The sequence below is a fragment of the Aeromonas sp. Marseille-Q5825 genome, from assembly GCF_946892685.1.
In the GTDB taxonomy this organism is placed as follows: Bacteria; Pseudomonadota; Gammaproteobacteria; order Enterobacterales; family Aeromonadaceae; genus Aeromonas; species Aeromonas rivipollensis.
The window spans coordinates 415180-428762 of sequence record NZ_CAMPOU010000003.1; the positions used below are offsets into that span (position 1 = coordinate 415180).

Below are 13583 nucleotides of genomic sequence, written 5' to 3' on the forward strand. Positions count from 1 at the left end.
TTCATCGCTGAACTCATGTTACAGCTCCTGCTTCCAGTTCTGGGTGCGCAGCACGTCGGCGAAGACGCCGGCGGCAGTCACTTCGGTCCCTGCGCCATAGCCGCGCAGCACCAGGGGGATGGGCTGGTAATAGGTGGAGAAGAAGGCGAGCGCGTTCTCTCCGTCTTTCACCTTGAACAGGGGCTCATCGGCACCGACCGCCTTGATGGCGACCTTACACTTGCCTCCTTCGATGGAGCCCACGTAGCGCAGCACCTTGCCCTCGCTCTGAGCCAGGGCGAACTGATCGCGGAACCAGCCATCGGCCTCGGGCAGACGAGCCATAAAGGATTCCACATCGCCGCTCACATCAAAGCCAGGGGGCAGCGCCTGCTCCACTTCCACATCGGAAAGCTCCAGCGCCATGCCGGCCTCGCGGGCCAGGATCAGCAGCTTGCGAGCCACATCCATGCCGTTCAGATCGTCGCGAGGATCCGGCTCGGTGAAGCCGTTGCCACGGGCAATCTTGGTTGCGTCGGAGAAAGCCATCCCCTCATCCAGCTTGCCGAAGATAAAGGAGAGCGACCCGGACAGGACGCCGTCGAAGGCGCGCAGCTTGTCACCGGCCTTGATGAGGTTCTGCAGGTTCTCGATGACCGGCAGGCCCGCGCCCACGTTGGTCTCGTAGAGGAACTTGCGGCGAGTCTGGCGGGCGGTGCGGCGCAGCGCCTTGTAGTAATCCAGCGACCCTGTGTTGGCCTTCTTGTTCGGAGTGACCACGTGGAAACCGGCGGCCAGGAAGTCAGCATACTGAACGGCGACCGCCTCGCTCGAGGTGCAATCGACGATCACCGGGTTGATGAGGTGGCTCTCTTCCACCAGCTTCTTCACCGCTTCCAGGCTGAAGCTGTCACGGGCTTCCACCAGCTGCTCACGCCAGTTGGCGAGGCTCAGCCCATCCTTGTTGACCGCCATCTGGCGGCTGTTGGCGATGCCGACTACCCGCAGGCCAGTGCCCTGCTCGGCGAGCACCGGCTGCTGGCGGGCAATCTGATCCACCAGGGCCGCACCGACGCCGCCCACACCGACCACGAAGAGATCGATGAACTGCTGGCTGCCGAAGAAGTTCTGGTGGCACGCCTTGATGGCTTCCGCCACCTTGCGATCCCGCACCACCGCAGAGATGGAGCGCTCGCTCGAGCCCTGGGCGATGGCGACTATGTTGATGGAGGCCTGGGCCAGGGAGGTGAAGAAACGGGCCGCCATCCCCTTGCTGGTGCGCATGCCATCCCCGATCAGGGAGATGATGGCGAGATCGCTCATGATCTCCAGCGGATCCAGCAGTTGGTTCTTGAATTCCAGCTCGAACTCGCGCTCCAGCACCTTGCGGGTCTTGTCGCTGTCATAGCTGTGGATACAGAAGCTGACGCTGTATTCGGAGGATGACTGGGTGATCAACACTATGCTGACACCGGCGCGGGAGACGGCGGAGAAGATGCGACCGGCCATGCCCACCATGCCCTTCATGCCGGGGCCGGAGACGTTGAACATGCACATGCCGGAGAGATCGGAGATGGCCTTCACTTTCAGGTCATCATCCCCCTGATCGACCCCGATCAGGGTGCCCGGCCCTTGCGGGTTGAAGCTGTTCTTGATGAGGCAGGGAATGTGGAACTGGGCCACGGGGGCTATGGTTTTCGGGTGCAGCACCTTGGCGCCGAAATAGGAGAGCTCCATCGCCTCTTTATAGGAGAGGGTTTTGAGCAGGTAGGCATCCGGCACCAGGCGCGGGTCGCAGTTGTAGCAACCTTCCACGTCTGTCCAGATCTCGCAGCACTCGGCGTCCACGCAGGCGGCCAAGACGGCTGCACTGTAATCAGAGCCGTTACGGCCCAGCAGCACAGTCTCACCCTTGTCGCTGCCACCGGTGAAGCCCGGCATCAGGTAGAGACAATCGGTGCGCAGCCCCTTGGCGGCAAAGCGCAGGCGGGAGGCCTCGATGTCCACATGGGCTTCCAGATAACCGCCGTCGGTCACCAGCAACTGCTCCGGCACTATGAGATCCAGTTCGAGGCCACGGACCCGCAGCAGCTCGTGCATGAAGGCGATGGAGAGGTTTTCCCCCCGGCTCAGGATGCGGGCCTGGACGTTGTCCGGGCAGAGGCCCAGCAGGCGGATGCCCTGCATCAGGCGCTCGACCTGATCCAGCTCATTGGTGAGACGAGACTGCAGCGCCTTGTCATCCAGCGCCGGGTAGGCCGCCTTCAAGCCCGCCAGCAGACGGGAGAAGATGCCGTTGATCTCGAACAGGGTGGCGCTTGCATCCATGCCGCGACTGGTCTGCTCCACCAGGGCGACCAGGTGGTTGGTCACCTTGGCCGGTGCCGACAGCACCAGGGCAACCTGGGATTGGCCGTGGGTGTTCACCGCAATATCGGCGACCCGTAAGAAACGCTCTGCGTCGGCCAGTGACGACCCGCCAAATTTCAACACTCTCATCGCTTTCTCTCCCTGTAAATCTATGAAATTCAATCTAAAAACCAATCCAACAAAAAGGCCCGTACTGGGTGGGTACGGGCCTTTTAAGATTTCTGTGCTTGTTCGTCAGCGCATCAACCGGCCCCAGTGCCACCTGTGGTGGTACCGGTAATAATGGTGGTGGTGATGTTGGTGAATAGCTGCATGACGAACACTCTTGAACGAAACTGGTTGTTAGCAATACCTTGCCGGACCTTGGGCTGTCAACCTAAACCTCTTTGCTACTCACGCCCAAATCGGCGCGCAAGGTCTTTGCAGAGCAGATGCAGCATATTCAGATCCCGCTGCGGCAGCATGGGCACTCGGTCCATCACCCATTGATGCAGTTTTTCATCCTGAGAAACTCCGAGTTCACCAAGTAATTCTGCTGTTTTTGATTTGAGTACGCGAACCTGCCCGGCACCATCAAAATTTTCTGCTACCGCCTGGGGCTCGTCCAGCAGGGGACTCATCTCGTAGGCATACAGCATGATCGCCTGCCCCAGATTCAAAGAGGGATAACTCACCTTGAGGGGCAGGTAGCTAATGAGATCCACCTGGGCAAGCTGCTCGTTGGAGAGACCCGACTCCTCGCAACCAAAGACGATGGCCACCTTCCCAAGGGAAGGCTTGGCGCGGATCTGATCGCGGATCTCGGCCGGGGTGAGGTAGTGCTGATAGCGGCCACGCTGGCGGGCCGTGGTGGCAACCACCAGATCCATGTCGGCCAGGGCCGCTTCCAGGGTGTCGAAGGCTTCTGCCTCGGCCAGGATCTCCTGGGCGCCATGGGCGACCCAGCTCGCCTCCTCCTCTTCGTGTACCCGGCTCCCCACCAGTCGCATGGCGTCGAAGCCCATGGTTTTCATGGCGCGGGCGGCCGCACCCACGTTCGCCGCGCGAGCGGGGGCAACCAGTACAAAATAGAGTTTCATCGGGTTTCTCCTGAACAGGGCCGACGCCGCGAATTGCAGCAAACCGCCGGCAAAACAGGGGCGCAATCTACCGTTTATCCCCGAACATTGCCACTTGAACAGATGTTTGGATGTTGCCATAGTGGCCGGACGAGTGGGCCCCCGACCTACCGGCACAGACGCCATGGGCCCGATACATCACAAGGAAGAGAGAGATGCAGCAGCCATTGGAACAGGCGGTCGCCGAGACGATCTTGCAGCGTTTCGAATCGTTTTACAGCCGCTTTCTCGAGATAACCCAGGGCAGCAAGAGCCGCTTCGAGAACAGCGACTGGTTGGGGGTGCAGCTCGCCGGGCGCGAGCGCATTCGCCTCTATGATCATCACGTCGGCGCCACCACGGCCCTCATCAAGCAGATGATGGGGGAGCAGTTGCCGACCCAGGCCCTGCTCAAGCAGGTGAAGGGAGCCTTCAGCGATCTGCTGCCCCGCTGTGAGAACTTCGAGGTGGCGGAGTCCTTCTTCAACTCCGTCTATCGCCGGATCTTCCGCCATCGCAACATCCGCGACGAGAACCTCTACATCCACCCCTTTCGCAGCCGGGGTGAGCACCCGGATCTGAGCGCTCTGCTGCGGGTCTATCGCACCGACCTTGCCCACCTGCCCCAGACACTGAGCCAGCTGCTCGGGGATTACAGCTTCACCCTGCCCTTTGAGGACAAGCAGCGCGACATCATCGACATTCACCGCCATCTGGCGGAGAGCGGCCCGGCCATACTGCACGAGGAGCCGTTCGCCATCGAGCTGCTCAAGGAGGTGTTCTACCGCAACAAGGGGGCCTATCTGGTGGGGCTCATTCGGGTTAAAGGCGAGGTGCATCCCTTCATCCTGCCCCTGCTCAGCACGGGCCAGAGCATCTATGTGGACACCGTCATCTTCGAGCCGGAGCTGGCCTCCATCGTATTCGGCTTCGCCCGCGCCTACTTCATGGTCTATGCCCCTGTGCCGGCCCTGTTCGTGCTCTTCCTGCGCCAGATCATGCCCCGCAAGCCAGACTACGAGATCTACAACGCCATCGGCTGCCAGAAGCACGGCAAGACAGAGCTCTATCGCCACTACCAGCAGCACCTGGCCCAGAGCCGGGAGCAGTTCGTCATCGCCCCCGGCATCAAGGGGATGGTGATGAGCGTGTTCACCCTCCCCTCCTACGATGTGGTGTTCAAGGTGATCAAAGACGAGTTCACCCCGCCCAAGGATGTGAGCCACGAGCAGGTGAAGGCGAAATACCGGCTGGTGAAACAGCACGACAGGGTGGGCCGCATGGCCGACACCCAGGAGTTCACCAACTTCGAGTTTCCCCTGGACCGCATCTCCCCCGAGCTCCTGGCTGAGCTCAAGTCGGTGGCGCCCTCTGCCCTCACCATCACAGCCGACAAGCTGGTGATCAAGCACCTCTACACAGAGCGCAAGATGATCCCGCTGAACCTCTATCTGGATCAGGCGGACGAGCAGCAGACCCGGCTCGCTCTGGAGGAGTACGGCAACGCTATCCGGCAACTGGCGGCGGCCAACATATTCCCGGGTGACATGCTGTTCAAGAACTTCGGCGTGACCCGCCACGGCCGGGTGGTCTTCTATGACTACGACGAGATCTGCTACATGACGGAGTGCAACTTTCGCCAGATCCCGCCGCCGCGCTACCCGGAGGACGAGTGGAGCGCCGAGCCCTGGTATTCGGTGGCCCCGAACGACATCTTCCCCGAGGAGTTCGCCACCTTCCTGCTGCAAAAGCCCCAGGTGCGGGAGATCATGATGCAGGTGCACAAGGAGCTGTTCGATGCCAACTACTGGAAGATGCTGCAGGGCAACATCAAGGAGGGGGTGTTCGAGGATGTCTATCCCTACAGGCGCAAGAAGCGCTTTCGTTTTCAACGGGGAGGATGAGCCCGGTTGAAGCAGCAAAAAGGGACGCCGTGGCGTCCCTTTTTCTGGCGTCAGGCTGCGACAGCCCCTGACGACAAGCCCGCTTATTTCACCGCATCGAAGGTCAGCAGCGTGGCCTTGCCGGCATCCTTCAGCACCAGCTGTTTGCCGCTTATCTGGAAGCTCGCCACCTTCTCCAGCGTCTGCAGGTAGTTCATCTCCTTGCCGGCCAGATCCCCTGCGCACATCATGCGCGTCGAGCCCATGGCGCCCAGCGTCAATACGCCGTCGCCCTGCTGGGTGATGCCGCCAAAATAGCGGTTGCAGCCGCCCTTGCCCGCCACCTTGTCACCGGCGACCTGCAGGGTGAAGGTATCACCGCTCGCCCCTTGCAACTGCCAGGTAGATGCTTGCAGCTCTGCCAGGGTGGAACCCGTTGCCATGGCGCAGCCTCCCAGGGCCAGCGCGGCCAGCAGGGTCAGTTTCTTGTTCATGAGTGCACCTCGTGATGGAGAAAGTCGTGAAGACACAGAGTGAGGGGGCTTGTTTAGCACGACTCTGGCGTCGATTAAAACTCTTTTATTGTGATCGGGGTTCCCTTTACTCCCTGCTGGCATGTGCCATGCTTGTAGTCCTGTTCGGACCCAGGGAGGGGAAACGAATGGTCAAGTCTCTCGTCATCGCACTCGCATCAAGCCTCGCCTTTTCGGCCCAGGCTGCCGACTGGAGTTTTCTCCAGACCGAATCAGACAGCCAGCTCTACGTGAAAAGCTATTCCGGCGTATTGCTCGGCAACCAGACCCATACCGGCGACAATTTCGATATCTGGCTCATCAACACCGGTTACCAGTATCCGGTAGAGGATGACATCAGCCTCTACATGGAGGCCGGGCCCGCAGTGGGCCGGCGCAGCGAACAGGCCGGTTTCAATATCAGCTCGGGGGTGCGCTACCGCCTCTCCCCCTCGCTCAACATCGGCAGCCAGCTCAAACAGCTGGAAGTGAGCAAGGCCAGCACCCTGGTGGAGCTCAACAGCAGCCTGCTGGTGACGCCGCAGTTGGCCATCACGGCCAACTACGGCCTCAGTGCCTTCAGCACAGAGCACTTCCTCACCCTGGGGGTAGGTTTCAACTTCTGAGGGATCAGAGGAGCCTGGCGCCACTGACCAGCACGCCATTGAGATCGGCGTAGACATAATCCCCTGGCGCTATGCTGACCCCGGCAAACGACAGCACCACATCCAGTTCCCCTTGTCCGCGTTTCTCGGTCTTGATCGGACAGGCCGCCAGCGCCTTGATCCCCAACGCCAGCGTCGCCAGGGTACCCAGATCCCGCACGGCGCCGTGGATAAGGATCCCTTCCCATCCCTGCTCCACCGCCTTGATGGCCAGCTGGTCCCCCAGCAGCGCCCGGCGCAGGGAGCCGCCCCCATCGATCACCATCACCTTGCCATGACCTGGACGGTTAACCAGTTCGCGCACCAGGCTGTTGTCCTCGAAGCAGGAGAGGGTGACCGCCTGGCCGTAAAACAGCGGCTTGCCGCCATAGTCGTGAAACAGCGGCTCTGCCACCTGCAGGGCATCGCCATGTTGATCGCAAAGGTCGGGCAGTAGATCCAGCATTGTCAGCATCCTTCCATGGAGTGAATGAGTCCGCTCATTCTTTCATCATGTGGACAGGCTGACAATCCAGCGAACAGCAGCTATCCCCGTATGGTGTGGCCCGTTCAGCCTCTCATCATGCAGAGGATCTGAGAGTCCAGCGGGACGCCAGCTTGCCAAGGTGGCATGGCGCCCCCTTCAGCAGGACGGGCACCAGCCAGAGTTCCCCCTCCTCCACCCAGTAGAGGGCGTTCTGCCCGAAGCGGGCGGCCAGCCGCATGGCTTCGGCCCGAGGGAGACGCAGCAGCAGGGATGCCTCCTGCCAGCACTCATCTGGATCGCTGCCCCACACGGGCCCCATCACCAGGGCATCGGCAAGCTGGCGTGACAAGGCACGTTGACGCCGGGCATTGCGGCGCATCCCCACCCACCGGCTGGCCGGATTCCATGCCGTGACGATGGCGTAGGCAGGCCAGGGGGGCGGGCCGAAGGGGGCAATAAAACACACATTTCTGTAGTTTTCCCACAAAGTCATGTCAACCACATGTTGCATCCCATTACATTTCTTAAGGGCGAAAAAGCGGGCCAGCCCAAGTATGATGCAGCGAACCTCGGGATTGACTTATATCAAACCTGAGTTAAAAAGTTGCTATCTGACGGCAAAGAGTGTTGTTATGCGCCTGTTAACTGATAAAATGCAGCAACTTTTGTAATGGACTACCCTTCCAGGCTTCTCTCGATCAGACTTGTTGAGAGCCTATGTGCGGCACAGGGATGTTTGCCAACATAGATACCAAATTCGCGATGATTCGACCTGATATTCATACCCAGGATGACGTAATAAATTTTCAGGACCGGTCGGATAACGCCAAAGAGTGTTAAAATTTCGATAATTAACTGATAAGAATCTGGGAATACTCATGCAAACACCACATATTCTGATCGTCGAAGACGAGCTGGTCACCCGCAACACCCTCAAGAGCATCTTCGAGGCCGAAGGCTACATAGTGCTGGAAGCCAACAATGGCGACGAGATGCATCAAGCCCTGACCAGCCACACCATCAACCTGGTGATCATGGACATCAACCTGCCAGGCAAGAATGGCCTGCTGCTGGCACGCGAGCTGCGTGAAGATGACAACATAGCCCTGATGTTCCTGACCGGCCGTGACAACGAAGTGGACAAGATCCTGGGGCTGGAGATTGGCGCCGATGACTACATCACCAAGCCGTTCAACCCCCGCGAGCTGACCATTCGTGCCCGCAACCTGCTGAGCCGCACCATGAACGTGGCCGCCGGTGGCGAAGAGAAGAAGCTGGTGGAGCGTTACCTGTTCAATGGCTGGGCGCTGGACATCAACAGCCGTGCCCTGGTCAGCCCGGCGGGCGACATGTTCAAGCTGCCCCGCTCCGAGTTCCGCGCCATGCTGCACTTCTGCGAGAACCCGGGTCAGATCCAGACCCGTGCCGAGCTGCTCAAGAAGATGACAGGCCGTGAGCTCAAGCCCCACGACCGTACAGTGGATGTCACCATACGCCGCATTCGCAAGCACTTCGAGAGCGTGGGCGATACCCCGGAAATCATCGCCACCATTCATGGCGAAGGCTACCGCTTCTGTGGCGAGCTGGAGCAGGAATAACCCCCTGCCCGGTGAAGCGAGAGGCGCCTGTGGGCGCCTCTTCTGTTTGTGGCGGGCGCCACCGCGCGAGCCCGCCAAAACAAAAAGCCCACTCAGTCGAGTGGGCTTTTTGCATGAAAGCTGGAGCGGGCAGCGGGAATCGAACCCGCATCATCAGCTTGGAAGGCTGAGGTAATAGCCATTATACGATGCCCGCAAGGCATCAAGAACGCAGTAGATACAAGGCATGGAATCGGCGTCTGAAGAGACGTGCCAGAAGGAGGCAGCAACAAGACGGGACAGGTACCGGGTATCAGAATGTGGAGCGGGTGATGGGAATCGAACCCACGTATGCAGCTTGGGAAGCTACCGTTCTACCATTGAACTACACCCGCGTCAGTGGCCTCTACTATATGCATTTTGCCGACGAGCGCAATCACCGCCTTCGTGTTTTTTGCCATAAATCAAGCTGTTCGACCAACTATTGAGCATGGAGCTGCTTTTTCAAACAAAGACGTTCACACTCCCGGATCTGCGAGGTTGCCAAGCCGTGGGGGCGACGATAGTCTTGCGCCACTCGACCGAGGAGGGTGGTAATGGACAAGAACAAGCAGAAACATCTCTATGGCTGGTTGCGCAAACAATCGGGCCATGGCCGGCGCTGGATCGGCCTTTCCATTGGTCTGGGCATGGGTCAGGGCATACTGATGGTGATGCAGGCCTGGCTGCTGGCCACCCTGCTCCACGGCTTCATCATAGAGGGCACCACGCCCGAGCAGTCCATTCCCCTCTTTATTGCCCTGCTGCTGGTGACCCTGACCAAGGCCGCGCTGGCCTATGGCCGTGAGGTGACGAGCTTCAAGGCGGGCAGTGCGGTGCGCCAGGCCATCCGCGAGCTGGTGCTCACCCGCCTCGCCCGCCTCGGCCCTGCCTATATCCAGCGCCGCCCCGCCGGCAGCTGGGCCAGCCTGCTGCTCGAGCAGATCGAAGACATGCAGGAGTTCTTCTCCCGCTATCTGCCCCAGATGGCCATAGCCGTCTTCATCCCCCTGGTGATCCTGGTGGCCGTGTTCCCGGTCAACTGGGCCGCCGGCATCATCTTGCTCGGCACAGCGCCCCTCATCCCGCTCTTCATGATCCTGGTGGGTGTCGGCGCCGCCGATGCCAACCGCCGCAACTTCCAGTCCCTGGCACGGCTTTCCGGCCACTTCCTCGATCGCCTCAAGGGCTTGCGTACCCTGCAGCTCTTCATGCGCACCCAGGCGGAGGGTGAGGCCATTCGCGACGCCTCGGAAGATTTTCGGGAGCGCACCATGGAGGTGCTGCGGCTCGCCTTCCTGAGCACGGCCGTGCTGGAATTCTTCGCCGCCATCGCGGTGGCCCTGGTGGCGGTCTACTTCGGCTTCTCCTACATAGATCACCTCAACTTCGGCAACTATGGCGTCAAGGTGACGCTCTTTACCGGCCTGTTCGTGCTGTTTCTCGCTCCCGAGTTTTACGCGCCGCTGCGGGAACTCGGCGCCCACTACCACGCCAAGGCGCAGGCCATTGGCGCCGCCGAGCAGTTGCTGGAGTTTCTCGAGGCCGAGGTCAGCGAACCGGCCTCAGGGAGTGCCCCCTTCCAGGCCGATGGCCCCATCAGGGTGGAGGCCCGCGCCCTGGAGGTGCTGAGCGCCGAGGGCAAGGTGCTGGTCGGCCCCATCGATTTCACCCTTGAGGCAGGCACGCGCACTGCGCTGGTCGGGATCAGCGGGGCGGGCAAGAGCTCGCTGGTCAACGCCCTGCTCGGCTTTGCCCCCTATCGCGGTTCGCTCTGCGTCAACGGCCAGGAGCTCGCCGAGCTGGACATGAGCCAGTGGCGGCTGCAACTGGGCTGGCTCTCCCAGAACCCCCAGCTGTTCCACGCTTCCCTGAGAGACAACCTGCTGCTGGCCAGGCCCACGGCCAGCGATGCCGAGCTGGAAGCGGCCCTGGTGCGGGCCCAGGCCTGGGAATTTGCCAAAGAAAAGGGGTTCGACTACCCGGTCGGGGATCAGGCCGGTGGCCTCTCCGTCGGTCAGGCCCAGCGCCTCGCACTGGCCCGCACTCTGCTCAAGTCCACCCAATTGATGGTGCTGGATGAACCCACTGCCAGCCTGGATCGCCACTCCGAGCGCGCCATCATGAGCACACTCGAACAGGCAGCAGTGGGCCAGACCCTGCTGATGATCACTCACCGCCTCGACCAGCTCAGCCAGATGGACAACATACTGGTGCTGGAGCGCGGCCAGCTGGTGGAGCAAGGCCACTTCGCACAACTCTGCCAGGCACAGGGGCCCTTCGCCCGTCTGCTATCCCAACGTTCAGGGGATTCTCTCGATGACTGATCTACTGCCGTTCCTGCGTCTCTACCGCCAGCACTGGCTCAGCCTCTCCCTCGGCCTGCTGCTGGCCCTGGTCACCCTGGTGGCCGGGATGGGGCTGCTCTCTTTATCAGGCTGGTTCCTCTCTGCCGCCGCCGTGGCGGGGCTGGCGGTCGCCAGCCGGGACACCTTCAACTACATGACCCCGGCCGGCGGGGTGCGCTTCTTCTCCATAGTGCGCACCGCCAGCCGCTGGGGTGAGCGAGTGGTGAGCCACGACGCCACCTTCCGGGTGCTCACCAGGTTGCGAGTCTGGTTCTGGCAACGACTCTCCCCCCTCTCCCCCGGCACCCTGGCCGGTTTTCGTCAGGCGGATCTGCTCAACCGTCTGGTGGCCGACATCGACGCCATGGATCACGTCTACCTGCGCCTCGTCACCCCCATAGGAGCGGCCCTGCTCAGCTGCGCCGGGCTGGTGTTCTTCCTCTCCTTCTTCGACAGCCGCCTGGCGCTGACCCTGGGGGCCATATTGCTCTTCGGCATGCTGGCCCTGCCGCTGGTGTTCTATTTCGCCGGTCGGGCCCCCGGTCGTCGACTCATCGCCGAAAAATCCACCATGCGCACCCGCATGGTGGATTACCTGGACGGCCATGCCGAGCTGCAGATGTTCGCCGCCGCCCCCAAGGCGCTGGCCGAGCTGCAACAGGCCGAGCAGGCCCTGATCCAGGCCCAGGCCCGCATGGCCAGGGTGAGCGGCCTCGCCAGCTTCTCGGTCCAGCTGCTCAGCGGCTGGACCCTGACCCTGATGCTGTGGCTCGCCGGTCACGGCGTCGGCGGTGGCACCCCGGACCCCATCACGGCGCTCATGGTGTTCGCCACCCTGGCGAGCTTCGAGGCGCTGCTGCCCCTGGCGGGTGCCTTCCAGCACCTCTCAACCAGCCTCACCTCGGCCCGTCGTCTCAACGAGATACTGCAAGAGGCCAAGGCGCCAGAGTGGGGAGAGGAGCAAGCGCCCGCGACTCAAGGCGCCTTGCAGATACGGGATCTCCACTTCGCCTACCCGGGCCAGGACGGCCCCGTGCTGCGAGGCTGCACCCTGCAACTGAACCCCGGCGAGAAGCTGGCGCTGCTGGGGCAGACAGGGTGTGGCAAGTCCACCCTGATGGGGCTGCTGACCCGGGAGTGGACGGCCCAGACCGGCGAGATACTGCTGGATGGCAAGCCGCTGACCCAGTATGGCGAAGGGGCCCTGCGCGCCTCCTGCTCAGTGGTGAGCCAGCGGGTGCATCTGTTTGCCGATACCCTGCGAGGCAACCTCAAGCTGGCCGCCCCCGACGCCAGCGACGAGCGGCTGACCGAAGTCCTCACCCAGGTGGGTCTCACCACCCTGCTGGCAGGCGAGGATGAAGAGGCCGAGAGCGGGCTGGACGCCTGGCTCGGGGATGGCGGCCGTCCCCTCTCCGGCGGGGAGCGCCGCCGCATCGGCATCGCCCGCGCCCTGCTGCACGACGCCCCGCTCTGGCTGCTGGATGAGCCGACCGAAGGCCTCGACAGCCAGACCGAGCGGGAGATCATGGCCCTGCTGCTCAAGCTGGGGGCAGAGCGCTCCCTGCTGCTCATCTCCCACCGCCTGCTGGGGCTGGAACAGATGGACAGGGTGGCCCTGATGGAAGAGGGCAAGATCCGCCTCTGCGCCCCGCACCGGGCGCTGCTGGAAGATGACTACTACCGCAGCCTGCACCAGCGGCTGGCTCCCGCCTGATGAAAGCAAATGAACAAGGGGCACTGATGTGCCCCTTGTCTTGTGGATAGTGCCAAGATCCCCGTCACACCTCGCCTCCCGGGCGAAAAATGGGGCTGGTCGCAGGCAGCGACTGACCCCTATAATGGCCCCCTCACTGTTCAACAAGACCTCGACATGAAACGCCTGATCCTGATGATGCCCCTGATTGCCTCCGGTTGTGCCGACTTCGCCTTCAACAGCAATCTGGACAAGGAAAACTTCGACGAGTATTTCAAGCCGGGCGGCGTCCGGATCTATGAGCAAAACCAGCTCGCCGACCTCAACTACCTCTACCTCGGCACAGTCGAGGGCGAATCCTGCCAGGCCGACGCCAACCAGGCGGTGCCCAATGCCGGTGAGGCACGCACCCTGGCTCGCCGCCGCGTGGCCGACATGGGCGGCAACGGCGTCAGCTTCGACAAGTGCGCCGAATTCAGCGACGTGCCTGGCTGCCTGAAGCAGGTGATCTGCTACGGCCAGGCGCTGAAAGTGGCCGAAGAGAAGTAAGGTCTCGGCATGGCCCTCGCCATAGTACGCCTCGGCAGCCCCCGTCTCGAGGGTGAAGGCTTGCGCATCGGCACAGTGCGCCGTCCGCCTCGCGGCGTGCCCAAGAGCGATTTTGCCAGCCAGGATTGGTACGACGTCTGGTTCCCCAACCTGGCCCCCAGTCCCGAAACCATGAAGCTGGGCCAGGCCGCCGAGACCCCGGCCCAGTGGGCCGCCTTCTGCAAGCAGTACAAGGCCGAGATGGCGGCCCCGGCCGCGAGGCACGATCTGGCGCTGCTGGCCGCCCTCTCCCACCACACCCAGCTGTCGGTGGGTTGCTATTGCGAGCAGGAGTCCCGCTGTCATCGCAGCATCTTGAAAGAGCTGCTGGTCGGCTGCGGCGCGCTGCTACGCTGACGCCAG

Annotated in this window: 12 protein-coding genes and 2 tRNA genes; 7 read left to right on the forward strand and 7 right to left on the reverse strand. The window is 61.9% G+C overall.

The window, feature by feature from the left end:
• Nucleotides 1-18 precede the first annotated feature (18 nt).
• Both thrA and OC537_RS10165 read right to left on the reverse strand, forming a co-directional pair.
• Nucleotides 19-2478 carry a bifunctional aspartate kinase/homoserine dehydrogenase I gene (thrA, locus tag OC537_RS10160; protein WP_139745240.1) on the reverse strand — a complete coding sequence of 820 codons (2460 nt, stop codon included), beginning with the start codon at nt 2476-2478 and terminating at the stop codon, nt 19-21.
• A 260-nt stretch (nt 2479-2738) separates the two neighbouring features.
• Nucleotides 2739-3428: a tRNA/rRNA methyltransferase gene (locus tag OC537_RS10165; RefSeq protein ID WP_168234623.1), complete on the reverse strand. Its 690-nt coding sequence runs from the start codon at nt 3426-3428 to the stop codon at nt 2739-2741.
• A 194-nt stretch (nt 3429-3622) separates the two neighbouring features.
• On the opposite strand from OC537_RS10165, the gene aceK reads away from it, so the two are divergent.
• On the forward strand, nt 3623-5350 hold the full coding sequence (aceK, locus tag OC537_RS10170) for a bifunctional isocitrate dehydrogenase kinase/phosphatase (protein WP_111910042.1): 1728 nt from the start codon (nt 3623-3625) through the stop codon (nt 5348-5350).
• Nucleotides 5351-5433: 83 nt separating this feature from the next.
• Here the strand turns inward: aceK and OC537_RS10175 are convergent, their stop codons facing one another.
• Nucleotides 5434-5823, reverse strand: a complete 390-nt coding sequence (locus OC537_RS10175) for an META domain-containing protein (RefSeq protein ID WP_111910041.1) — start codon at nt 5821-5823, stop codon at nt 5434-5436.
• A gap of 167 nt (nt 5824-5990) precedes the next feature.
• Here OC537_RS10175 and OC537_RS10180 point away from each other — a divergent pair, with 167 nt between their 5' ends.
• Nucleotides 5991-6467 (forward strand): hypothetical protein, encoded by a 477-nt coding sequence (locus tag OC537_RS10180; protein ID WP_111910040.1) that lies wholly within the window; start codon nt 5991-5993, stop codon nt 6465-6467.
• Nucleotides 6468-6471: 4 nt separating this feature from the next.
• On the opposite strand, the gene OC537_RS10185 is transcribed toward OC537_RS10180, so the two are convergent.
• A complete protein-coding gene (locus tag OC537_RS10185; RefSeq protein ID WP_262110959.1) occupies nt 6472-6951 on the reverse strand; it encodes a putative 4-hydroxy-4-methyl-2-oxoglutarate aldolase in 480 nt (159 codons plus the stop codon).
• Nucleotides 6952-7066: 115 nt separating this feature from the next.
• On the reverse strand, nt 7067-7465 hold the full coding sequence (locus OC537_RS10190) for a DUF3293 domain-containing protein (RefSeq protein ID WP_262110960.1): 399 nt from the start codon (nt 7463-7465) through the stop codon (nt 7067-7069).
• Between the two features lie 385 nt (nt 7466-7850).
• Between OC537_RS10190 and arcA the strand changes: the two genes are divergently transcribed.
• The gene (arcA, locus tag OC537_RS10195) at nt 7851-8570 is read left to right on the forward strand and encodes a two-component system response regulator ArcA (RefSeq protein WP_010673581.1); all 720 of its coding nucleotides are present in this window, start codon (nt 7851-7853) and stop codon (nt 8568-8570) included.
• Nucleotides 8571-8691: 121 nt separating this feature from the next.
• Here the strand turns inward: arcA and OC537_RS10200 are convergent.
• Together OC537_RS10200 and OC537_RS10205 are read right to left on the reverse strand one after the other, a co-directional pair.
• Nucleotides 8692-8766 (reverse strand) — tRNA-Gly (locus OC537_RS10200).
• A 104-nt stretch (nt 8767-8870) separates the two neighbouring features.
• Nucleotides 8871-8944 (reverse strand) — tRNA-Gly (locus OC537_RS10205).
• A gap of 201 nt (nt 8945-9145) precedes the next feature.
• On the opposite strand from OC537_RS10205, the gene cydD reads away from it, so the two are divergent.
• From cydD to OC537_RS10225, 4 genes are all read left to right on the forward strand, one after another.
• Nucleotides 9146-10915, forward strand: a complete 1770-nt coding sequence (gene cydD, locus OC537_RS10210; protein WP_262110961.1) for a heme ABC transporter permease/ATP-binding protein CydD — start codon at nt 9146-9148, stop codon at nt 10913-10915.
• Nucleotides 10908-12653, forward strand: coding sequence for a heme ABC transporter ATP-binding protein/permease CydC (gene cydC / locus OC537_RS10215; protein ID WP_262110962.1), 1746 nt, complete (start codon nt 10908-10910; stop codon nt 12651-12653). The genes cydD and cydC overlap by 8 nt, the downstream gene beginning before the upstream one ends.
• A 156-nt stretch (nt 12654-12809) precedes the next feature.
• A complete protein-coding gene (rcsF, locus tag OC537_RS10220) occupies nt 12810-13181 on the forward strand; it encodes an Rcs stress response system protein RcsF (protein WP_005325859.1) in 372 nt (123 codons plus the stop codon).
• Nucleotides 13182-13190: 9 nt separating this feature from the next.
• Complete coding sequence (locus OC537_RS10225; protein ID WP_262110963.1) at nt 13191-13577, forward strand: DUF488 domain-containing protein; 387 nt, start codon at nt 13191-13193, stop codon at nt 13575-13577.
• Nucleotides 13578-13583 lie beyond the last annotated feature (6 nt).

Coding starts and splice junctions, on each gene's coding strand:
- cydD (WP_262110961.1), top strand. CDS start 9,146: ATGGACAAGAACAAGCAGAAACATCTCTATGGCTGGTTGCGCAAACAA.
- aceK (WP_111910042.1), top strand. CDS start 3,623: ATGCAGCAGCCATTGGAACAGGCGGTCGCCGAGACGATCTTGCAGCGT.
- OC537_RS10225 (WP_262110963.1), top strand. CDS start 13,191: ATGGCCCTCGCCATAGTACGCCTCGGCAGCCCCCGTCTCGAGGGTGAA.
- OC537_RS10165 (WP_168234623.1), bottom strand. CDS start 3,428: ATGAAACTCTATTTTGTACTGGTTGCCCCCGCTCGCGCGGCGAACGTG.
- OC537_RS10180 (WP_111910040.1), top strand. CDS start 5,991: ATGGTCAAGTCTCTCGTCATCGCACTCGCATCAAGCCTCGCCTTTTCG.
- OC537_RS10175 (WP_111910041.1), bottom strand. CDS start 5,823: ATGAACAAGAAACTGACCCTGCTGGCCGCGCTGGCCCTGGGAGGCTGC.
- rcsF (WP_005325859.1), top strand. CDS start 12,810: ATGAAACGCCTGATCCTGATGATGCCCCTGATTGCCTCCGGTTGTGCC.
- arcA (WP_010673581.1), top strand. CDS start 7,851: ATGCAAACACCACATATTCTGATCGTCGAAGACGAGCTGGTCACCCGC.
- OC537_RS10185 (WP_262110959.1), bottom strand. CDS start 6,951: ATGCTGGATCTACTGCCCGACCTTTGCGATCAACATGGCGATGCCCTG.
- cydC (WP_262110962.1), top strand. CDS start 10,908: ATGACTGATCTACTGCCGTTCCTGCGTCTCTACCGCCAGCACTGGCTC.
- thrA (WP_139745240.1), bottom strand. CDS start 2,478: ATGAGAGTGTTGAAATTTGGCGGGTCGTCACTGGCCGACGCAGAGCGT.
- OC537_RS10190 (WP_262110960.1), bottom strand. CDS start 7,465: ATGACTTTGTGGGAAAACTACAGAAATGTGTGTTTTATTGCCCCCTTC.